This window comes from Bifidobacterium sp. LH_449 (genome assembly GCF_056356755.1).
On the sequence record NZ_JBKEUV010000004.1, the window covers coordinates 75,532 to 97,797 of the forward strand.

The 22,266-nt window shown below is 61.2% G+C and carries 13 protein-coding genes and 2 tRNA genes; 5 read left to right on the forward strand and 10 right to left on the reverse strand.

The features are described from left to right. The 7 genes from AC1AX7_RS04625 to AC1AX7_RS04655 form a co-directional block, all read right to left on the reverse strand. Positions 1 to 1,563, reverse strand: coding sequence for a type I restriction-modification system subunit M (locus AC1AX7_RS04625; RefSeq protein ID WP_476508926.1), 1,563 nt, complete (start codon positions 1,561 to 1,563; stop codon positions 1 to 3). A 723-nt stretch (positions 1,564 to 2,286) separates the two neighbouring features. Then, positions 2,287 to 2,360: transfer RNA gene (locus AC1AX7_RS04630), tRNA-Gly, on the reverse strand. 184 nt (positions 2,361 to 2,544) lie between these two features. Beyond that, positions 2,545 to 3,489: a zinc metalloprotease HtpX gene (htpX, locus tag AC1AX7_RS04635; protein WP_476508927.1), complete on the reverse strand. Its 945-nt coding sequence runs from the start codon at positions 3,487 to 3,489 to the stop codon at positions 2,545 to 2,547. Between the two features lie 225 nt (positions 3,490 to 3,714). Next, positions 3,715 to 4,992, reverse strand: a complete 1,278-nt coding sequence (locus AC1AX7_RS04640; protein ID WP_476508928.1) for a serine hydrolase — start codon at positions 4,990 to 4,992, stop codon at positions 3,715 to 3,717. Positions 4,993 to 5,203: 211 nt separating this feature from the next. Beyond that, entirely contained in the window at positions 5,204 to 6,649 is a 1,446-nt protein-coding gene (locus AC1AX7_RS04645) for an FAD-dependent oxidoreductase (protein ID WP_476508929.1), read from the reverse strand. Between the two features lie 304 nt (positions 6,650 to 6,953). Next, positions 6,954 to 9,089 carry a heavy metal translocating P-type ATPase gene (locus AC1AX7_RS04650; protein ID WP_476508930.1) on the reverse strand — a complete coding sequence of 712 codons (2,136 nt, stop codon included), beginning with the start codon at positions 9,087 to 9,089 and terminating at the stop codon, positions 6,954 to 6,956. Between the two features lie 353 nt (positions 9,090 to 9,442). Beyond that, complete coding sequence (locus AC1AX7_RS04655; RefSeq protein ID WP_476508931.1) at positions 9,443 to 11,392, reverse strand: trypsin-like peptidase domain-containing protein; 1,950 nt, start codon at positions 11,390 to 11,392, stop codon at positions 9,443 to 9,445. Positions 11,393 to 11,698: 306 nt separating this feature from the next. Between AC1AX7_RS04655 and tgt the strand changes: the two genes are divergently transcribed. The 3 genes from tgt (at position 11,699) to AC1AX7_RS04670 (ending at position 14,655) form a co-directional block, all read left to right on the forward strand. After that, complete coding sequence (gene tgt / locus AC1AX7_RS04660) at positions 11,699 to 13,000, forward strand: tRNA guanosine(34) transglycosylase Tgt (RefSeq protein ID WP_476508932.1); 1,302 nt, start codon at positions 11,699 to 11,701, stop codon at positions 12,998 to 13,000. A gap of 156 nt (positions 13,001 to 13,156) precedes the next feature. Then, positions 13,157 to 14,218, forward strand: coding sequence for a nitroreductase family protein (locus tag AC1AX7_RS04665; RefSeq protein WP_476508933.1), 1,062 nt, complete (start codon positions 13,157 to 13,159; stop codon positions 14,216 to 14,218). A 351-nt stretch (positions 14,219 to 14,569) separates the two neighbouring features. Beyond that, a tRNA-Leu gene (locus AC1AX7_RS04670) sits at positions 14,570 to 14,655 on the forward strand. A gap of 1,061 nt (positions 14,656 to 15,716) precedes the next feature. Here the strand turns inward: AC1AX7_RS04670 and AC1AX7_RS04675 are convergent. From AC1AX7_RS04675 to AC1AX7_RS04685, 3 genes are all read right to left on the reverse strand, one after another. Further along, positions 15,717 to 16,604: a DMT family transporter gene (locus AC1AX7_RS04675; protein WP_476509036.1), complete on the reverse strand. Its 888-nt coding sequence runs from the start codon at positions 16,602 to 16,604 to the stop codon at positions 15,717 to 15,719. 365 nt (positions 16,605 to 16,969) lie between these two features. Continuing rightward, positions 16,970 to 18,043: an alpha/beta fold hydrolase gene (locus tag AC1AX7_RS04680; RefSeq protein ID WP_476508934.1), complete on the reverse strand. Its 1,074-nt coding sequence runs from the start codon at positions 18,041 to 18,043 to the stop codon at positions 16,970 to 16,972. 204 nt (positions 18,044 to 18,247) lie between these two features. Further along, the gene (locus AC1AX7_RS04685; protein WP_476509037.1) at positions 18,248 to 20,665 is read right to left on the reverse strand and encodes a S9 family peptidase; all 2,418 of its coding nucleotides are present in this window, start codon (positions 20,663 to 20,665) and stop codon (positions 18,248 to 18,250) included. 306 nt (positions 20,666 to 20,971) lie between these two features. Between AC1AX7_RS04685 and AC1AX7_RS04690 the strand changes: the two genes are divergently transcribed. Together AC1AX7_RS04690 and AC1AX7_RS04695 are read left to right on the forward strand one after the other, a co-directional pair. Beyond that, complete coding sequence (locus AC1AX7_RS04690) at positions 20,972 to 21,673, forward strand: FhaA domain-containing protein (protein WP_476508935.1); 702 nt, start codon at positions 20,972 to 20,974, stop codon at positions 21,671 to 21,673. 27 nt (positions 21,674 to 21,700) lie between these two features. Beyond that, on the forward strand, positions 21,701 to 22,222 hold the full coding sequence (locus tag AC1AX7_RS04695) for an FHA domain-containing protein FhaB/FipA (protein ID WP_476508936.1): 522 nt from the start codon (positions 21,701 to 21,703) through the stop codon (positions 22,220 to 22,222). The last annotated feature ends 44 nt before the right edge of the window (positions 22,223 to 22,266 follow it).

A 22,266-nucleotide genomic window follows, 5' to 3' on the forward strand; every position in this document is an offset into this window, starting at 1 on the left:
CTATGCCTCCAAATCCGCGACGATGGCGTCGATCCGAGCACGAAGTTCGTTCTCTCGCGCCACGATGTCAGCAATTTGCCGGTTGAGCTCGTCGATGTCGATCTTCTCTCGCTCATCCTTGGGCTGCACGTATCCGCTGACCGACAACACGTAATCGTTCTTGCGGATATCCTCAAGCGAAGCGACAGTGGCGAAATGCTCGACCGATTCGCGTTTCACATAGGCATCCATGATTGCGGTGATGTCATCGGGCGAAAGCTGGTTCTGGTTGCCGACGTGCACGAACCGTTCCGACGCGTCAACGAACAGCACACTGTCGTCGGTCTTCGATTTCTTGAGCACGATGATGCAGGTGGCGATGGAGGTGCCGAAGAACAGGTTAGGAGGCAGTTGAATCACTGCGTCGATGAAGTTGCCCTCCAGCAGATATTTGCGGATCTTCTGTTCCTTGCCGCCGCGGTAGAGCACGCCGGGGAACTCGACGATGGCCGCAGTGCCGTCGGCCGCCAACCAGGAAAGCATGTGCATGGTGAATGCCAGATCGGCCTTCGATTTCGGCGCAAGTACACCAGCCGGGGCAAATCGTGGGTCATTGATGAGCGTGGGGTCATCATCACCCTCCCACTTGGTGGAGTACGGCGGGTTGGACACGATCACCTCGAATGGCTCGTCATCCCAATGCTGGGGGTTGATCAGCGTGTCACCGTAGGCAATGCTGAAATGGTCGTAATTCACATCATGCAGGAACATGTTGATACGGCACAGGTTATACGTGGTCAGGTTCTTCTCCTGACCGAAAAAGCCTTGCCGGACCTTATCCTTGCCCAGCACCTTGATGGACTGCAGCAGCAGGGAGCCGGAACCGCATGCCGGATCGTAAACCTTGTTCACTTCGCTCTTGCCATAGGTGGCGATGCGGGTCAGCAGCTCGCTGACTTCCTGTGGAGTAAAGAACTCGCCACCGGACTTGCCGGCGTTTGCCGCGTACATGGTCATCAGATACTCATACGCGTCACCGAACGCATCAATCGCGTTGTCCGCAAAACTCTCCGCGCCCAAATTCAAATCACCAATGGCGTTGAGCACCTTCACCAACTTGGCGTTGCGCTCCACCACGGTGTCTCCGAGTTTGCGACTATTCAGGTCCAGATCGTCGAACAATCCACGCAGACTATTTTCGGAGCGCGAGCCGGCGGCTGAACCTTCGATGTTTTTGAACACCCGTTGCAGCGTCTCGTTCAGATTCTCGTCCCCATCGGCACGTCTGCGCACATTGGTGAACAAATCGGACGGGAGGATGAAATAGCCCTTTTCCTCCACCATCGACTTACGCACCTGCTCAGCGGTGGCATCGTCCAGCTTGGCATAGTCAAAATCCATATCGCCGGCCTGGCGCTCGTACTCGTTCAGGTATGAGGTGATGTCCTCGGAGATGAACCGGTAGAACAGGAATCCCAACACATACTGTTTGAAATCCCAACCGTCGACCGAACCACGCAGCACGTTGGCGATGTTCCAAATCGTTTTGTGCAACTCCGCGCGCTGCGCTCCGCTATTCATCATGCCATGCCTTCTTCAGAACCGTAGGATATACCTTCCAACAATACCAAGCGCACAGGTTCGCGCCAGAGGAAGCGACATACGCGTATTGTGCATCACATCGAGAGCCATAGAGTTCCCGTTCCTGCCTCAGCAACAGTGTTCCCGCTATCGACCAGAATCGATTTGCTCCCGCGGTCTACCGACCTACCTGCCTACTTATTGGAACCATCGAGATTTGGCGGCCTACTCATTCGCCCTACCGACCTACATGGAGAAAGCAATGTAGGTCGGTAGGCCGAATGAGTAGGTGAAGAAAACCCTTATAGCAGCAGTGAGTAGGCAGGCAGGCTGGTAGGCCGCTAGACGAGCGAATACCAGTCTCCGCCTCTCATGCCTTTTCTGCACTTGACTCTTCTCGAAGCCGTCAGATTTTCCAAAGCGTCATTCATGCTGTCTTTCAGACTTTTCGAGAAAGAGCGGCGACAAGCCCGACTAAGTCTGGCCAAGCCAGACCCGCCCCATCCGATGAGCCGGGACCGAAAAATCCACCCCAGCCATGCGATATGGAACGATCCCAGACGTGTCGGGTTCAGGGCATTGGGGCAAATTCATACTATTCAGCACTGATATAGTTGGCCTCTCTCTCGTGACAACATCCATCTGAAACCATGTGATCGAGGAGATAGCATCGTGAACGAAAATCGTTGGAATGATTGGGTTTTGCGACCCCGCCATTAGGGCGAATGGAGCGGATGACGGGAGTCGAACCCGCCTCTAAAGCTTGGGAAGCTTTCGTTCTACCGATGAACTACATCCGCATAGGCAGTGCCGCGACCGCCATATGCCGCGCACAATGCGCTAGTGTAGCACGGCTTTCCCGTATCGCCGTCGCCATGCCGCAAAAAAATGGAACGCTATAGGAATCATAAGATTCCGGGGTCGGACGACAGAAGGGAAGACGGCATCAGGAAAGCCGCGGAAGAACAGCCGACGAAAGAGCGGCTAGTAGCGAAGTCGACCGGCGAAGTTGGCGTCGATTCCTTGGGACTGCATCTCCTGGCTCATCTGCATGAGACGGGCGATACGCTCTTCGGTCGGCGGGTGGGTGGAGAACAGTTTGGACAGGCCTACGGAAGAGAACGGATTCGCAATCATCAGGGCGGCCGCGGACTGGGTTCCCGCCGTTTTCGGCATCTGATTGACCTGCGCGCCATACGTGATCTTATTCAACGCGGACGCCAGCGCCTCCGGATCGCCAGTCAGACGGCTTCCATCCTCATCCGCATCATATTCGCGCGTTCTTGAAATCGCCATCTGAATCAGCGATGCCGCAATCGGCGCAAGAATCACGCTCAACAGCACGCCGATCAGACCAAGCCCGCCGGCGCCGCCTTCGCGCGAATCCCGCGAATCACGGCCACCGCCCGAGTACAGCAGCATATATCCCAGATAAGAAATCACCGTCGCCAATGCGGAAGCCACTGCCGACGTCAGAATATCGCGATTGTACACATGCATCAGCTCATGGCCGAGCACACCGCGAATTTCGCGCTCGTTCAGCAGCTGCAGCAGACCTTGCGTGCAGCATACCGCCGCGTGGCGTTCGTTGCGGCCGGTCGCAAACGCATTCGGGCTCATTGTCGGAGCGATGTAAACGCGCGGCATCGGCTTGCCGGCTTTCGCGCTCAGCTCACGTACGATGCCGTACAGCACGGGCGCTTCCCGCTCGCTCACTTCGCGGGCCCGCATCGAGGCGATCGCGATACGGTCGGAGAACCAATACGACATGAACGTGGTGCCCACGCCAATCAGCAGGTATAGGCCCAACGTGTCCTGACGCGCGCCGGTAGCCCACCAGATAAGCATGATGATGGCCCACATCAACGCAAACAACAACGTTGTTTTCAGGCCATTGAAGTGACCACGCACGTGCATCTTTCCGTCCATAGGGCCAGACTAAACAGGCTGTCTGAAATTTTGCTGGACATCAGCCAAAGGAGAAAGTTTCACGTGAAACACGATTGTGCGGATCGCGGCGCGACCTGCCGGCGGCGGCGACCGGAGGCGACCAGCAGCAATCAGCGACACTCCGGCACCACCGTCAACGGCATCGCCAATGGCTTCGCCGGCGGCGCCGCAATGCGGCGCACCGCATCCGACGCGACCCCGACATCACATATTCGACGTATGGATATCGTCCAGCACCGTCACCAGATCGCTCAGCATCGAATATTCGCCGCACGCATCAGACAGCACGGCCAGCACGTAATCGCCGGAATCAGAAGCGACGATGCCGGCATCGTTCAACGCGTACAGGCCGCCCTCGCCATTGATCCAACCGGCTTTTGCGTACACCGTGTAGCGGTCGCCCAGCGCCAAATCAATCGTCGAATTCAGCGTGCCGTTGAACAGGCCGCCCAACCATCGTCGTGATTCGGCGGAAGCGGACGCAGTCGTGGAAGAAGACGGAGAAGCGACATCGGAAGAGGCCGCGGCCGACGTGGAATCATCTTCGGAGAACAGGAAATCATATCCGCCGATCCACATGCGCGCCAGGTCCTCCGCGGAAAAATACGTGTACAGCTCGCCGTCAAGGGACACGCCATATTGCCGCGCCCACGATACCAGCGTCTGCCTTCCGTACGTCAAATACAGCGAAACGTAGGAATCGTTGTCGGATACCGTGATCGTATTCTCCAGCAATTGCGCCGTCGCCGCGTCCCCGCCGGCAACGCCCGTCGCGCCCTGCCAGACGGCGTCCAAATCCATTGCGCCGCTCGCGGCGGCCGAAAAAACATACGGGCCCTTGATCGCGGACGCGGAATATTTGCCGTCGCCGGCATACGAGGCCAGCGTGGCGCCCGTGGTCATATCGACCAGAACGAACGATACGGAGTAGCCGGAGGAATCGAACAGCGACAGCTCCCGCTCCAAGCGGTTTCGCGAATCCTCGTTCAACGCGAAACCGCTGGTCGCGATGCGCGCGGAATCATCCAAAGCATCCAGCTTCGCCAAAGCCGCTTCGATGCCGGTTTCCACGGAGTCCGGCGCTGATTGCGCGGTCTTTGAAGAAGTGTCGACCGTTGTATTTGACGCATTCGATTGAGCGTCGCCTGATCGCGCATCGGTCGCCGCAATGACGCCCCACGGCATTTCGCCGGCGCGCGACGCCCGCAGCATTATGCCGCCTACGATCAGACACACGATCACCACTGTCGAAATACAGGTGACGATAAGACGATGGCGGCGCTTCGCCAGCACTGTGCGGTATCCGCGTCCTGCCATCACATGATGGCCGTTCATCGCGCGGTGTCTGCGCGACGTATGATCGCCGGAGCCTGCAGGATGCCTGGATGCCTCGCCGTCCGCGACCTGTGCGCGATCGCGCGGCGTCGGCCGGAATGGTTCGGCCTGTCGGCCTGGCATTCGGGATTCAGGCATATCGGACATCGTGAGGTCGCCCCTTCAAAAAGGATGCAGTGCGGACAGGCCTCTTCTGTATGAAAAAGAGGCCACGGGCATTATACGGCCCGCAGGCCTCCGTTGAAATTCGAAATTCCACACGGCCCCGCGTCCCCGTCCCCGCGGCCCAGCCGAACGTCTGGTGGACGTCAGCCGGACCCGCTCGGGATACGGCAGGGCACGCGCGGTCGGCGACGAATCAGGCGTGCGCCAAGGCGCGCATCTGATCGGGCTCGATGACCTTCTTGTGCTCACGGCCTTCCTTCGCGCCCTCGGCGCGTTCGAAGGCGTCGATCTTCTTCCATCCGGCGAAGTCGATCGGCTTGACGCCGCGTTCCTTCAGCAGGCGGTCGATGGATTCCGGATCGCGGTCTTCGGCCACGCGTCCACCTTCGGCGGCCTTCGAAAGGTCTTCAAGCATGTTGGTCACGATCATCAGGGCGTCGGACTTGGTCGAACCGATCAGGCCGACCGGGCCGCGCTTCGCCCAACCGGTGGCATACAGGCGTTCGCGCACTTCGCCGCCTTCGGCTTCGGTGGTGATTCGGCCATCGCCATTGGCGTTGGCCAGATGGGCGCGCTTCACGTCATAGGCGATGCCCGGCGCTTCGGCCGGCTGGTAGCCGATCGCATGGTACACGGCCTGCACCGGGTATTCCTCGAACTCACCGGTGCGCGTCATGCGGCCGTCCGCGGAAGTCTCCGTCTTCTCCACGCGGATCGCGCGCACCTTGCCGTCCTCGCCCAGCACTTCGACCGGAGCGGCATTGAAGTGGATGTAATACTTGCGATCCGCCGGATTGCCTTCGAAGTCGACGTCGCCATCGTCCTCCATGTCTTCGGCCATCTCACGGATCGCGAACAATTCCTCGACCATCTGACGGGTCAGCTTATCCTTGCCGGCCTCCTCGATGGTGTCGTCATCCAATTCGAAATCGTCTTCGTTGATGATCAGCTGCACGCCCGGCAGCTTCTCCATTTCGCGCAGTTCCTGCACGGAGAACTTCGCCTGGGCCACGCCGCGGCGGATGAACAGATGCAGCACGCGGGCCTTGTTGGTCTTGATGCCTTCATACACGTTGTCCGGAATGTCGGTGCGGGCCTTCAGGTCGTCGGCGTTGCGCATCAGTTCGCGCGCCACGTCCATGGCCACGTTGCCGCCGCCGATGACGGCGACTTCCTCGGCATCGAGCGGCCATTCGCGGGCACCGGTCGGATAGCCGTCATACCATTCGACGAATTTCGCGGCGCCGTACACGCCGTCCAGGTCGGCGCCCGGCAGTCCAAGCGGCTTGTCTTCGACCGCGCCGGTGGCGAACAACACCGCATCGTAGCGGGCAAGCAGATCGTCAAGCGTCACGTCCTTGCCGAATTCCACGTCGCAATACAAGTGGATGTTCGGGTTGTCGAGCGTCTTCTCCAACGCGTCGGCGATGAATTTGATGGACGGGTGGTCCGGGGCGACGCCGTAGCGGACCAAGCCGAACGGCACCGGCAGCTTTTCGAACAGGTCGATGCGGGCGTTCTCGCCCAAACCCAATTCCGCGCCGGTCTTCTTCAGCTGGCGCAGGAAAATGTCGGAAGAGTAGACGCCGGCCGGGCCGGCGCCGATCACGGCAATACGAAGTTCATTATTCTCAGTCACGATGTACAGGTTATCGCAAACCGACGAATCACAACAGAGGGGGCATATGAATGAGGCGGCGGCATCAGGGCGGTGCCGATGGGGCACCGGCAGCCGCCATCGGCACATGACAGCGACCGATTATGCCACATAGCACGCAGCCATATGGCATAATCGGTCGCCAACGTCATCTTTACCGACCAATCATGGCATATGGCTTCGTGCAAAAGAGCAAGATTGGTCGCTACGGTAAGCGCACAGGGCGAACCGGGCAGCAAGGTGGCCTCGAAGCCACCGGCCGCCGTTCAAACATCAGCGAATCCGCTTAATCCTTGTCGATCAACGCAGTCAGCGCCCACAGAATCGACACGACGTCGATCGCTTCCTGCATGAACGCGCCGACTACCACCGGAATCAGATTGAACGCGGCCGCGACCATGCCGATCAAAGCCAGTCCGAGGCCGATGCAGACAGCCTGGAGCATCACCCGCTTGGTACGGCGGGAAATGGCGATGGCCTTCGGCACACAGGAAATGTCGTCATTCATGATGACGACCTGCGCCGATTCGGACGCCGCCGTGGACGTGCCGTCGGTGATGGCCATGCCGATATCGGCCGCAGCCAGCACGGGCGCGTCGTTCACGCCGTCGCCGACCATCATGGTGATGGTGCGGGTCAGCGATTCGCCGGTGAATTTCGACAGCAGACGATCCCACCACGGCACCTCGCATCGTTCCATGGACGCGTTGCGAATAGTGGCCAGCTTGCCTTCCGGCAACAGTTCGGCGTTCACGTCGGTGATGCCGACCTCGTCCGCGATGATGCGCGCCGAAGCCTCCTTGTCGCCCGTGACCATGGTCAATTCGTCGACGCCCATCGCGCGCAGCTGGTTCAGCGATTCAACGGCATTGTCACGCGGGATGTCCTTCAATACGATGCGCGCGGCAAGACGCCCGTCGACGGCTACGAACGTGCCCATCTCGTCCGGGGCGAGAGCACCGAATATCGCGCTTGGCTTCAACGAATCCGCCGGCACCGCGCTGATGACGTCTTCCATTACGTAGGCGAAACGGCCGACACGCATGCGATGCCCATTGATTTCGCCACGCACGCCTTTACCGGAGTCTTCAGCGATACCGCGCACGACAGGGGTGCCGCGCCTGTCGCCGTCGATGCGCGCTGCAGCTGCGACGCCTGCCTTGGCGATGCCTTTGGCCAGGATGTGCACGGAATACGTTTCGATGATGCCGGCCAATTTCAGGATTTCATCGGCGGAAATATCCTCTGCGACGGCGGTTGACGACGTCACCGTCACGGATGGCGTATCCACGCGCACGACCTGCGGCTGTTTGACGGTAAGGGTGCCGGTTTTGTCGAAGAAGATGTGGGTGACGCGTCCCAACAATTCCAATACTTCCTGCGTTTTGATGAGCACACCCGCCTTGGCGAGGCGGCCGGTGCCGGCGATGTAGGCGACGGGCGCCGCGATAAGCAGCGGGCATGGCGTGGCCAGGACCAGGACCTGGGCGAAGCGGGTGGAGTCGCCGGAGACGAACCATGCGGCGCCTGCGATGATGAAGGAAATGACGGTGAACGGCACTGCGAGCAGGTCGGCGGTCTTGACGACGGCCGCGCGTGAATTCTGCGCGGACGACACCAGTTCGAGGATGCGCTGATACTGGGAGTCGCGCGCCAGTTCGGTGGCGCGCATGGTCAACGTGGCCGCACCGTTGATGGCGCCCGACATGATGCGCGCGCCGGCATATACTTCACGCGGCACCGGCTCACCGTTGATATTGCTCAGGTCAAGCGTTGCGGAGATGCTCAGCAGTTCACCGTCGACGGGGACCGTCTCACCCGGCAATACGACGAGCACGTCGCCGAGTTTCACGTCTTCGACGGGGATGGTGTTGAAGTGCGACTGCGCTGCCGCATCCTGCGCGTCCGTCGTTTCCGATGATGCCGGCGCGTTTTCCGGCTTCGCCATGCGGAAGCCGTCATCGGCGACGCGACGTGACGCCGGATCGGTGATGTTGTGCGGGCCCACGCCTGGCAGTGCGGCGACGTGCGCGATTCGCGGCGCGGCCTCCAGCAGTGCGGTCAGATTGTGTTCCGCCTTGGATTGCGCGTATTCTTCGATGGCCTCGCCGGAATAGATCATCAACAGGACGGCCCAGCTTGCCCAATACTCCTGCACCGCCAAAGTGGATAGGATGGCGACGACGGCAAGGATGTCGACGCCGACGTGGCCGTGACGGATGTCGTCGACCATGCCGCGGACCGTGTCGATGACCGTGTAGACGACCAGCGCGATGACGATCCACTGGCCCAGACTTGGATTGACCTGCCAAGACAGTTCGCCCCACGGGCGATAGTCCCACCAGAACGCCAGCGGCAATGCCGCGAGAATGACGACCGGCAGCAACGGGACGAGTTTGCATACAGCGATGAGTTTTCTCATCGTCTCTCCTTACGTCGCAATCGGTATCGGCATATGAACAGGTCAAACGGTTCATATGCCAGTGCTGCATTTCACGCCTTGTTAGCCCATCGACGAAATGCTTCGCACGATACACGGCGTAAAGATCAACAACGGTATTCAGTTATGGGTTTCATCATGCCGCCTTGGCGGGACTTCACAGTATACGCAGCCTCACGGCATGACGTGCCGACCACCCTATCAGACGGCATGGAATCCTCGCGGATGGCAGACGCATGACGTTTATGGCTTGTATGGCGGCAAACGGCAGGCGGGCCTGCACCCGGGGTTCCGGATGCAGGCCCGCCTGCCGTCAGTCCATACGGGTCATCGGGTTACCACAGACCGAACGGGTCGGACAGGCCGCCGTCGTCCCAGCCCCAGCCGTTGCCGTTCTGGCCATCCTGGCCGTCCTGGCCATTGCCGTCCTGGCCGTTCTGACCGCCCTGACCGTTGCCCTCGTTGCTGTCGCCGCTGGACGAGCTGCCGTTCACGGCCGACTCCTCCTGATCCAGAGTCACGTCCACATCCATGGTCTTGCCGTCACGCACGATGGTCAGCGTCACCTTGTCTCCAAGCGCGGCCGCACGCACGAATCCGAGAAGCGAGTAGTTGTTGTTCACCGCATTGCCATTGAATGCGACGATGGTGTCGTTCACCTTCAAACCGGCCTTGTCCGCCGGACCGCCCGAAACCACAGCCGGACCGCCGGTGGACGGGGTGACGACCTGGGCGCCGCCGCGGGTGACGCCGTCCGCTTCAACGGTTGCGCTGGTGATGGTCACGCCGAGCGCTACATGCTTGACGGAGCCGTTCTCGATGATTTCATCGGCGACACGCTTGACCAGATTCGAGGGGATCGCGAAACCGATGCCGATGGAGCCGGCGGTGCTGCTGGAAGTCGCCGTCGATGCGATAGACGAGTTGATGCCGATGACCTGGCCGGCGGCGTTGAAGGTCGGGCCGCCGGAATTGCCCGGGTTGATGGCGGCGTCAAGCTGCACCGCGTTGGTGACGATTTCGTTGTTGTTGTCGTCGGTAACGGTGACAGGACGATTCAGTGCGGAGACGATGCCGACGGTTGCGGTGTCGTCGTAGCCGAGCGGGTTGCCGATGGCCATGACGGATTCGCCGACGGCCAGATTGTCGGAATCGGCGAATTCGACGGTGTTCAGATCGTCGGGCGCACCCTGCAATTGGATGACCGCCAGATCGGTGGTGACGTCGGCTCCGACCAACTGTGCGGAATAGATCGTGCCATCCGCCAGCGTCACCTGAATGACCTGCGCGCCGGAAACCACATGATTATTGGTGACGATATATCCCTTGGAATCGATGATGGCACCGGAGCCTGCGGCCGTCGCATTGCTGGTCTGCACCTGGATGGAGACGACGGCGGAAGACACCTTGCCGGCCACTGCGGACCAGTCGACTGCTTCTCCGCTTTCCGCCTTGGCGGTGCCGGAACCGGACTTATTCGATGTGACGTTCGACAGGCTGTTGCTGTTCGGAACCGTCACCCAGCCGTTGGTGATGGCGGCGTAGCCAACGCCCAGGCACAATGCGGCGCTTACCAGTGCGGCGACCACGCCGGTTGTCACAGTGGTGGCCATTTTGCTCGGGGTCTTCGGCTGACCGGGCTGGTTCGGCTGATTGGGCTTCCCCGGCTGCATCGGAGAGCCGGGCCAACCGCCTTGGCCGGGCTGCTGGCCGCCCTGACCGTTTGCGGCGCCCTGCTGCGGCGCGCCAAACGGATTACGCGGACCGTTGGCCTTGCCGTTCTGCGGCGTTCCCGCCGCCGGACCAGCGCCGAACATGCCACGATTCGGGTTGGCGAAAGGATTGCCGTTGCCCACGCCGTAAGGATTACGGTTACCCTGCTGCTGTCCGGGCTGGGGCTGCTGCGCCGGCGGCATCTGCGAAGCCGGTGCGCCATTGGCGGCGCCCTGCGGATTCTGCGCGGTCGGGGTCGGCCCATACGCGCCGTATTCCGGCGCCGGGCGATACAGCGGAATCGCGTTGCTGTCCGTATTGTTGCCTCCGGCCATGTGACCGGCATTATCGGCGCTGCCGGCGTCATTCGTCACCGGCGACGCGGAGACGACGGTCCTCTCCCCCGCCGCCGCGGAATAATCCGGCTTCGACTCATCCGTATGCAGTTCGACGGTCGGCTGCGTTTCAATCGGCTGCGTGGCGGCGGACTGCGCCTCCGCCGGGCGATCGTCCTTCGGCTGCGACTGCTGAGCGCCGTTCTCAGCGTTCAGGCCATCATGTTCTTCAGCCATAATCCTGCTCCTTAAAATCTTTCCGTCATTCGGCTCCGGCTGTCTGCCGCTTCCTCTGTACCGAACTCGCTACATACGAGTAAAAACACTCGCACTGGAAGTTTCCTGAATATTTGTTGGAAGAAATGGACAAATTTTCTTTCAGCTTGCATGACATGAAGGCATCGCAAGGACGCCGTGCGGGCAACGGCACGGCGACGGCATGCCGGCAAAGACACGGCGACAACGCCGCACAACGGCGGCGCGCCGCCACACCGCCCGGCAATGCGGCGTCTCCAATACAGCGTCTCCAATACAGTGGACGTTATGACGAGTCTTATTGAACATCCGCGCGGCGCAGAGCCCGGCAAGCCCGGCGACCGAAGCGCATTCTCCTTCGAAACCATCACAAGGCTTCCCGATTCCGCCGAGGGCAAAGGCCGCGGCGGCGCCCGTTACGGACGCACCGGCATCATCCACACGCCGCACGGCGACATCCGCACCCCCGCCTTCGTGCCTGTGGCCACGCAGGCCGCGATGAAGGCCGTACTGCCGGAAACCATGAAGGACATGGGCGCGCAATGCCTGCTGTCCAACGCCTTCCACCTGTACGAACGCCCCGGCGAGGACGTGCTCGACGCGGCCGGCGGCCTGAGCAGATTCATGAACTGGGATGGCCCGACCTTCACCGATTCCGGCGGATTCCAGGTCCTCTCATTGGGCGCCGGCTTCAAGAAGACGCTGGCCATGGACGTCACCGGCATGAAATCCGACGACGTCATCGCCGAAGGCAAGGAGCGCCTCGCCTTCGTCGACGAGGACGGCGTCACCTTCAAATCGCCGCTCAACGGATCGCTGCATCGTTTCAGCGCCGAAATCTCCATGGGAATCCAACATAAGATCGGCGCCGACATCATGTTCGCATTCGACGAGCTGACCACGCTGATGAACACGCGCCGCTATCAGGAGCAATCCGTCGAACGCACCTACCGTTGGGCGCAGCGCTGCGTCGCCGAACATCGGCGACTGACCGAAGAGCGTGTCGGCAAGCCGTATCAGGCGCTGTATGGCGTCGTGCAGGGCGCCAATTATGAGGATCTTCGTCGTCATGCGGCCGAACAGATCGCATCTCTTGACTTTGATGGCGTCGGCATCGGCGGCGCCATGGAAAAGCGCATCATCGGCGACATCTGCGCATGGATCTGCGACGCCATGCCGGAAAACCGCCCGCGCCACGTGCTCGGCATCGCCGCTGTCGACGACATTTTCGCCTGCGTCGAAAACGGCGGCGACACCTTCGACTGCGTCGCCCCGGCGCGATGCGGCCGCAACGGCGCGATCTTCACGCGCGACGGACGCTACAACATCAAGCGCGCGCAATTCAAGACGGATTTCGGCCCGCTGGAGAAAGGCTGCACCTGCTATACGTGCACGCATTACACGCGCGCCTACGTCGACCATCTGCTGCGCGCCCGCGAAATGAACGGCTTCACGCTGGCGACGATCCACAATGAGCATTTCTTCATCAAACTGCTCGACGACATCCGCGCCTCGATCGACGGCGGCTATTTCGACGAATTCCGCGACGAGACGCTGGCCCGCTTCTACGCGAACGGATCGCGCGGCTGATTTTTGGGAATGCCGCCGCACGGCCACATCTGGCTGTAGGAGGCGCCGCCGTGCGGGAGGCACCGTCATGCGGAAGCGCCGCTACGGGGACGATGTCAAACGGGAACGCCGCCACAGGGGAACGCCGCCACACAGCGACGGCGCGAAAGGAGAATCATGGATCTGCTGGAAGCGATGGAGCGCCGTCATGCGATCCGCATGTATACCGATGAACCGGTTGACGCCGCGGCATTGGCGGCGTTGCAGGATGAAATCGACGCCTGCAACGCCGCCTCCGGCCTGCATATGCAGATGGCGGCCGGATTGGACGATGCGCTGCTTGGATTGAAGACGCATTACGGGCGGTTCAAAGGCGTGCACAATGCAATCGCGTTGATCGGCCGGGCTTGCGGTGAGGCCGCCTCCGACGACGACCTCACCGCCGCTCCCGCCGCAAGCCCCGCCGCAGATGCTGCCGCCATTCCGGCTTCCGCTCCCTCCCCTGTCCCCAGCCCGACCTCCGTTCCTTCCCTCGTTTCCAGCCCGGTCTCCGCCCTCTCCCCCGAATCCAGCCCGGCCCCAAAAATGGGGCAACGGTGCGGGGAATCCGGTTTGGATGGCGACAAGGCCGCCGACTTGGAGGAAAAGGTCGGCTATTACGGCGAACGGCTGGCGTTGCGCGCCGTGCAGCTTGGCCTGGATACATCCTGGGTGGTGCTGGACGACGCCAGCGCCGCCGCTGATGCTTGGTGGACGCTGGATGACGGTGAGGCCGCGATTTGGTTCATCGTGTTCGGGCACGGCGCGCGCGGCGGCACGAAGCATCGCAGCAAGCCGATGGAGGAATTGTGCGCAATCGAAAACGCTGCGGATGACGCGACAGCCGATACTGCCGCCAATACCGACGCCGACGCACTTTCCGGCGCGGCCGCCGACGTGACCGCCGATATGGCCACCGCCGCGCCCACCGATGTGGTGGCTGACACGGCGACTGACGCGTCCGCAGCGGCTTCCGCGTCTCCCGATATGGCGTCTGCGCCGGAATGGTTCCGTGCCGGCATGCGCGCCGCGATGCTGGCGCCGACATCGTTGAGCCAGCAGCCTTTCCGCTTTACGCTGCACACGGACGGCACTGTTTCCGCGGAAGCGTTGGAAGGATTATTCGCGCACGTCGGATTGGGATGCGCGAAATACCATTTCGAAATCGGCGCAGGCGAAAACAATTTCCGCTGGCAATGACATTGCAAATGCCATCGATCACGGCCCTGACAATGGCATTTGCAATGACCATGCGATACCGCCGGCGCTGCCGGCATTGATTCCGCACCGCCATTTGCAATGTCATCGATACCAATATCGGTGATGATATTCGTGCTGATTATGCAATACTGGTGGCGCTGTCGGCGCTGACTTCCGCATCGACCACGGACATTGCTGACATCGCCTTGAAATCGGCGCAAATACCGCGATGTCGGCGGCTCTATCAGCAATTTCGGCATCATATCGGGGAGCATATTGAGAGTGCGACACGCCGAAATGCTTCCCGATTTGCATTCCTCGCCTTTCAACAGTAAATTATCCAACTGTTGCGCGAGCGTGGCGGAATGGTAGACGCGCTGTCTTCAGGTGGCAGTGAGTGTATGCTCGTGGGGGTTCAACTCCCCCCGCTCGCACCAGCAAAAAAGGCTGAAGCCCACAGGGTTTCGGCCTTTTGCTTTACCCGTTGACTTCCCCGTCGCAGTCCGGCTTACGCCCGCACTGCGACGCCGGGTAAAACCGGGATTCCGGACGCCGCCTTTAATGGTCAAAACGTTAATACCACCCCGGCATGCTTACGCCTGCAAGGGCTGAGGGGCATCTTGAACCCACATCTTGTTACTTACGCCCCCGCATTTGTTACTTATACCGTCACTTACGCCAGTTTTTGCCGCTTACGCCGCGCAAAGCCCACGGGCAGCATCCAACTGACACTTTTGACCGCAACACGCCGTAGTCGGCGATCAAAACTGTCAAACGCGGAATGACGAAGCCCGCCCGGAACCTTGCCTCCTGACAGTTTTGACCGAGACACACCGACAAGCACGGTCAAAAACGTCAAGTATGGGAAAACGCGGTCTGTTTGAAGCCTCACTTCCTGACAGTTTTGACCGACAAGGGCGGCGTGTTACGACCAAAAACGTCAGCAGAAGGAGGACAAGCCCCCTGTCGGGCAGTCCTATTGACAGTTTTGACCGAGACACGCCGTAGTCTGCGATCAAAAGCGTCAAATGCGGAAAACGCGGTCTGCTTGACGCCTTACCTCCTGACAGTTTTGACCGACAAGGGCGGCGTGTTGCGACCAAAAACGTCAAACGTGGGAAGACGAAGCCCGCCTGAGACCTTGCCTCCTGACAGTTTTGACCGCAACACGCCGCCGAGTGAGGTCAAAACTGTCAAGCACACGCAGACAGGGGCTGGCAAGACCTTATGCCTGACAGTTTTGACCGCTAAAGCCGGCGTGTTGCGGTCAAAAGTGTCAGAGGGGGAGAGAGGGGGAGCGTGGAGAGGGAAGAGGGAAGAGGGAAGAGGGAAAGGAAAGGGAGAGGGAAGGGAGAGGGAAGGGAGAGGGAAGGGAGAGGGAAGGGAGAGGACGGCAAGCCGTATGCAGATACGGAGGACGCAGCATGCCGCTGGGATAGGCACCGACGGTCGGGGCAAACTTACGCGGATGCGGGGATGCTGGACCGGCCCGGCCGGCTTAGCGGAGGATGAAGACCATGATGATGATCATGGCGAAGCCGACCAGGTCCGTGGGCAGGAATACGGCACCTGTCCACCAGACGGCGGTGACCGTGGCCATCAGCGGTTCGGTGGTGCCGACCATCGTGGCACGCATCGAGCCGATACGCATCACGCCGGCCATGAACAGCCAATATGCGCCGAATGTGCCGCCCACGACGGTGAACACCATCAGCATCACGCCGAAGACGTCCAGATCCGGCGCTGTCGCCCATGGGCGAACTATCGGCAGCAGAATCAGGCCGGAAATCATGAACATCACGCCATTGGCCACGAAATTGCCCCATTTGGCGATCAGACGGGTCGGAATGATCGACAGGGCAGCCGTAGCGAATGCGTCACCCAAGCCCCAGAGCAAACCCGGAAGCGGCAGCTTCAGCGTGGTCAGATCGCCTCCTGTGGAAATCAATACCGTTCCCACAAAGGCCAGCGCGACACCGATCAATTCGCGTTTCCCCGGCAGCCGCCGTCCGCGCAGACACACGTAGATCAGCACAAAAGCCAGGCTCAACGTCTGCAGAACGGTGGCCGTGGCGGAATTCGTCCAATCGATCGCCGACAGATACGTGACCTGCGTCATCAGCACGCATACCACCGCGCAGGCGATCATGTACGGATAGCTGCGGAAATCCTTCACCGCGCCCTGCAGCATTTTCGGCGCGATAAACGCCGCGCACACGCAGAACAGCATGCCTGCGAAGATCTGGCGCACCGACGCGATCCATAGCGGGTCGGCGGCGTAGTCTTCCAGCAGAATCTTCGAAACCGTGGCGTTGGAGCCCCATAAAATGCCGCCGGCAGCGGTCAGAAGGATGCCGATGATCAGATCGCGCGGCCGTTTTTCCATGGTTGCGGCCAACGTGGGGTCTTGCGACGAAGCCGTCATCGAATCGCCATCATCATGTTGTCCATCACGCTGCTTCTTCGCCCGTACACGCACCGATGCCACCGTCCGCCCTTCAGTCACGTCTATTGTTGTGTATTCCAGTTTGCATTCCACCGAAATACTAGCGAAAACCGTCAACGGCACGCCCGCATCGAAAAGGCGAAGACATAAGCGCGGAACACCGGCCACGCAAAGATACGGCGCGACCGCAGCACAAAACGCAGTACAGCCATAGCACAAGCGTTACGCAAAAACGCAGACGCAGCCGCCAGCACGGCCATGCCATGGTCGCGGCGCAGCCACAGACGCCCGGACGGGCGGTGTCCTCATCTCAGCGCGACCGAGGCCTCCGGCGTATCGTAAAACGCCAGAATCTCCTGCAGATACGGCTTATACGTGCCGTTCGGCATCGAGAAGATCTCATGCAGCGAATCCGGGAATCGCCTCACCTGAATGTTGCCGCCGCCGTCCTTGACACGTTCCACGAAGCGATTCTGCGGCTCGTTCAGCACCCACACGTCCTTGCCGGCCTGGAACAGCATGATCGGCGTTCCGATTGCGGCGCAGGCTTCCGGATCGAGCACGGCGCGGGACATGCGCAGCGCCTGCCGCACCCATTCGAAGGTCGGCGAAAACATCTGATTGCATTCGTCATCCAGGCGCAGCTGATGATACCAGCGCATACGCGCTTCGGAGGCATCTTCATAGCCGGCGATGCTGAATTGCGGATCGAATTCGCTCTGCCCGGTCACCTTACTGCGGCCGAAGCCCAATGCGCAGACGATTTCGGTCAATACGCGGGCCATCCCGTTGGGGATCCCCGTACTTGGCGCGATCATCGGTGCGGACAGCACGGCTTTGTCGAACAGCGTCGGATACTGTTCCAATACGATGGCGCCGATGCCGCCGCCCATCGAATGGCTGAACAGATTCAGCGGGCGGCCATCCGCATACTGATATCCGATTGTGGACGCGAATTTCGCCAGATCGGCGATATAACGCCGCCAATCGTCGACCCACACCAATCCGGACGATTTCACGTCGCGCGCGGAATGCCCGTGCCCACGATGCTCCATGATGCAGACCGAATATCCGGACAGCAGGAAGTACCAGATCAATTCGGAATATTTCGGCGCGAATTCGGTGAATCCGTGACTGATCACGATCGCCCCGCGGAACACGCCGGACGCCTGAGGCTCGCACAGTTCGTCGAATCGTGCGGCGTCGTAACACAGGTAATGCAGACGCCCGGGCTCCTCCAGCGCGGGCAGCGGGGCGCCGGACGCGTCCGTTTCGGCCGGTTCCATCCATCCTTCAACGCAGCATGCTTCCAGCGCGGGCATCACATGGCCGCGCATGCAGTCGGCATACGACGATTCGTCAATCAGTGAAAAGTCCATCGCTTCTACATTATTCCAGCAACGTTTCCGAAAACCGGCATCCCCGCGAAAACCGGCCCGCAGCGAAATCCTCTGCGGGCCGGCGGGCCGACGGATCAATGAGCCTCATGCGCCTTATGCGCCGCATTCGACGCATGGCCTCAAGCGCGGCCCAAGCATGGCGCACGCCTCCACCGACCCGCCGGCGCATCCGCCGGAGACGTTTCAGCGCATGCCCAACGCGTCGTACAGGAAGTCGCGCTGCAATGTGAGCAGGTTCTGCGCCACCGTTTCGTCGTTGGTCATATGCGTGATTCCGGTGAGCGGCAGGAAGGTGTGCGGACGGCCCGCCGCCATCAATGCCTGGCTGAGGCGCAGGCTGTGCGCGATGGTGACGTTGTCGTCGGCGAAGCCGTGGATCAGCATGAGCGGGCGGCGCAGCTTCGGCGCGTCCTCGACGATGCTGTTACGCGCGTACACGTCCGGATTCAGACCGAGGTAGCGTTCCGTGTAGTGCGTGTCGTACAGCGTCCAATCGGTGGGCGGCGCGCCGGCGCAGGCGGCGTGGAAGGTGTCGGGGGCGTCGAGCACGGCCAGTGCGGACAGGAAGCCGCCGTAGGACCATCCGATCATGGCGACGCGGTCGGTGTCGGCCTGAGGCAATGCGGCCTCGCCGCGGGCGGTTCGTTCGGCGTTCAATGCGCCGATCGCCGCAGGCAGCGCGTTGACGGCGTCCACCTGGTCGGCGAGCGTGACGTCCTTCATGGCTTCGAAGATCTCACGGTCCCACTTGGGGCCGCGTCCTGTCGTGCCACGCCCGTCCGTGGTGACGACGAGGAAGCCCTGATCGGCCCACCATTGGGCGTCCCAGTAGTAGGACTGGCCGCTCACGACTTGCTGCACGCCCGGACCGCCGTATGGCTTCATCAAAACCGGCAGTTTGGCGGCATCCGCGTAAGCGCTGCCGCCGCTCGGCGCGATGATGGCGGTGTACAGGCCGCGTTCGCCCATTCGCGTGAAGACGACGTTGGGGGTGAAACCGGGTTCGGAGGCGTGGTTATTGATGACGCAGACCGCGATGCTGGCCTTCGCGTCGGTCGGGGCGCCGTCGGACGGCGTTGCGGTTTCGCAGGAATGCGACATGATGGTGTGCGCGGATTGCATGGTGCGGCCGGTGATGACGCTGCCGCGTTCGCCGCGCGACATCGTCCAGACGCCCGGCTTGACGGTTTGCGGCGTCCACGTGCCGTCATAGTCGATGCTGACCACGTCGAAGCTGCGGGCGTCATGTTCGGATGCGGTGTCCGCCCAGATGGCGGGCACGTCGGCCATGATTTCGGGCGTGCGCTGGACGACGCACAGCACGTCGTCGTCGGTGACGTCGAGGACCTCGCGCACCTGCAGGCCGGCCGGGGTGAAGGCCTTGCCGTCGACGGTCAGACGGTTGGTGTCGGCGTCCATGTCGTTGAGCGCGCAGATCAGGCGGCCGTCCGGCGTGTGGCACGGAGTACCTGCGACAAGGTCGATCCACTGGTCGTTATGGTGCGTTTCCAACACGTTGGTCGTGCCGTCCGAGGCAACGCGCAGCACCTGGTCGTTGCGCTGCAGGCGATCCTGCACGAGGACCAGCGGGTCGTGGCCCTTGCGCCAATCCACGGCGGCCACGTATTCGTAGGCCTTGCGGTCCCATTGCACTTCGGGGGATTCGCCGGTTCCGGCATACCGGCCGTCACCGTCGAACAGCAGCGTCAGCAACGTCAGATGCACGTCGGCGTTGGCGGTCAGCGCACGCGGGTAGCGCGTGCCGTTTGCCGGATGGCCCGGGTTGGCCGGATCGCTGATGTACCAGATCGGTTCGGGGGATTCGTCGTAGGTTTCGAACAGCACCTGCGTGGAATCCGGGCTCCACCAGAAGCCGTCGTAACGGTCCATCTCCTCGCCTGCGGCGAATTCGGCAAGACCGATCTTCCACGTGTCGCCGTCTTCGCGCGCATCGTCGCCGCACACGCCGAACACCGTGGAGACGCCATCGGCATCGACGGGAGCGGCGTCGCCTTCGGCTCGATCGGCGATGTCGACCAGCACCAGATGTTCGCCGGTCGTATACATCACATGGCGTCCGTCGGGAGAGATGCGCGGATTCAGCACCGGCGCGTACGCGCCGCAAAGGGCGCCCGCGGCCAGCTCGCGGGTACGTCCGCCATCGCCGGTCTCGTTGATTTCGGTGAGGAACAGCATGCCGTTGATCGTGAACACGACGCGGTGCCCGGCGGCATCCACCGAATAGCCGACGATGCCGGAACCGCCTTCGCGGGCGCGTTCGCGGCGGGCCTTCTCTTCGGCGGGCACGTCTTCGGAATCGGCATCGGCCAGCAATTCGCGCGGATCGGCCAGCAACGTTTCACGTGAATCGGTATCACAGGACTCGGCATCCGCATCGATCACGCTCATCCACAGCGACGTCACCAAATCCTCAGGCCCATCGGAGCGCAGGAACAGGGCGCGTGAACCGTCGCCGACCACGCGGGCGGAGCGCGGAGCGCCGCACGTGAAACGCAACGTGCGGGCTTTAGTGCGGGGGAACAGGGCAATGGCGTCATCGCCGGCAGCCGTCGCAGCGGCGGCGCCTTGCGTCATTTTCATTTCACTCATGCCACACACGCTATCACCAACGAGACACACGTCAGAGGGCAGCGTCGCGCAGCCACAAGCAAAAAGCGGCATCCCGCATCCCGTGAAGCATAACCGCAACGCATAGCGCAATCGAAAACAGCGCAACACGATCACGCCGTGTGCACCGTACGCAACCATCCTCCTATTTCATTGCAAAAACAGCAAACAATCCCCACTTGAATCCCGATTACATTGAATTTTTTGCAATTATTGCCCCATCGAATTGGAACACGTACCCACCCCGCGTAGGATAGGTGAAGATAGAAAGGGACTAACATGAGCGTTCTCGACCGTTTTGAGAAGAGCGTGGAAGGCGCAGTCAACGGCGTATTCGCCAAGTTCGGATCCAAGGATCTGCAGCCTGTCGACCTCTCCAGCGCCTTGGAGCGCGAAATCGACGCCGAAGCGATGCCTGTCGGCCGCGATCGTACGGTGGCCCCGAACGAATACCGTTTCAAGCTCAGCACGCCGGATTTCGACCGTATCGAACAGTGGGGTTCCGAAACCCTCGCCAATGAGCTCGCCGACAATCTGACGCAGTATGCGAAAAGCCAGCACTACGCGTTCGTCGGCCCGGTCGTCGTGATCTTCGAGGAAGACCTCGAACTGTCCAAAGGCAATTTCAACCTCAGCTCCGAATCCGTGCAGGGCAATGCGGTTCCGGTCACCACGGATTCGCAGAACGAAGACAGCCCGATGCTTGAGGTCAACGGCAACCAGTACCTGCTGACCAAGGACAAGACCGTCATAGGCCGCGGCTCCGGCTGCGACATCGTCATCGACGATCCGGGCATCTCCCGCAAGCATCTTGAAATCGACATCACCGACAACGGCACCATCGCACGCGACCTCGGATCGACCAACGGCACCTACGTCGAAGGGCATCAGGTCCCTGCCGCCACACTGCTGGACGGCAACACCATCACGATCGGCCGTACGCGCATCCTGTACTGGGCTTCGTCTCAGGACCAGGAGTAGCCCCACCCTAACAAGGGACTTCCCTCTATGCTCACCGAACTGACCTTCGCGATCTTCAAGTATGGCTTCCTGGCACTGTTGTGGCTGTTTGTGCTGCTGTCCATGCGTTCGTTGTATCGCGATATCGAAACATTCAGCCCGCGTAAATCGCGGGCTCATCGTCGTAAGGAGAGGCATGCCAAGAAGGCCGTGTCCGCTCCTGCGCCCGTCGCGACCGGGCGTCCGGCGCCGGCCAATGAAATTTCGCGTACGGGAGCCCCGTCGCTGCTGATCATCATTGACGGCCCGCTTGCCGGCACATCCGTTCCTCTGACCGGCGACACCATCACATTGGGCCGCGCCGCATCCAATACCGTGGTGCTGGACGATGAATTCGTCTCCTCGCATCATGCCCGCGTCTACCGCGATCCGGCCACCAATCGATGGGCCATCGAGGATCTGGGCAGCACCAACGGCACCGTGGTCAATCAGCGGCGGCTGACCGAACCCACCGTGCTGGCTCCGCGCGTTGCGGTGCGCATCGGTGCGACCACCTTTGAATTGAGGTGACCCGTGTCGATTCAGTCAGATCATCCAACACAGCAACCCCAGCA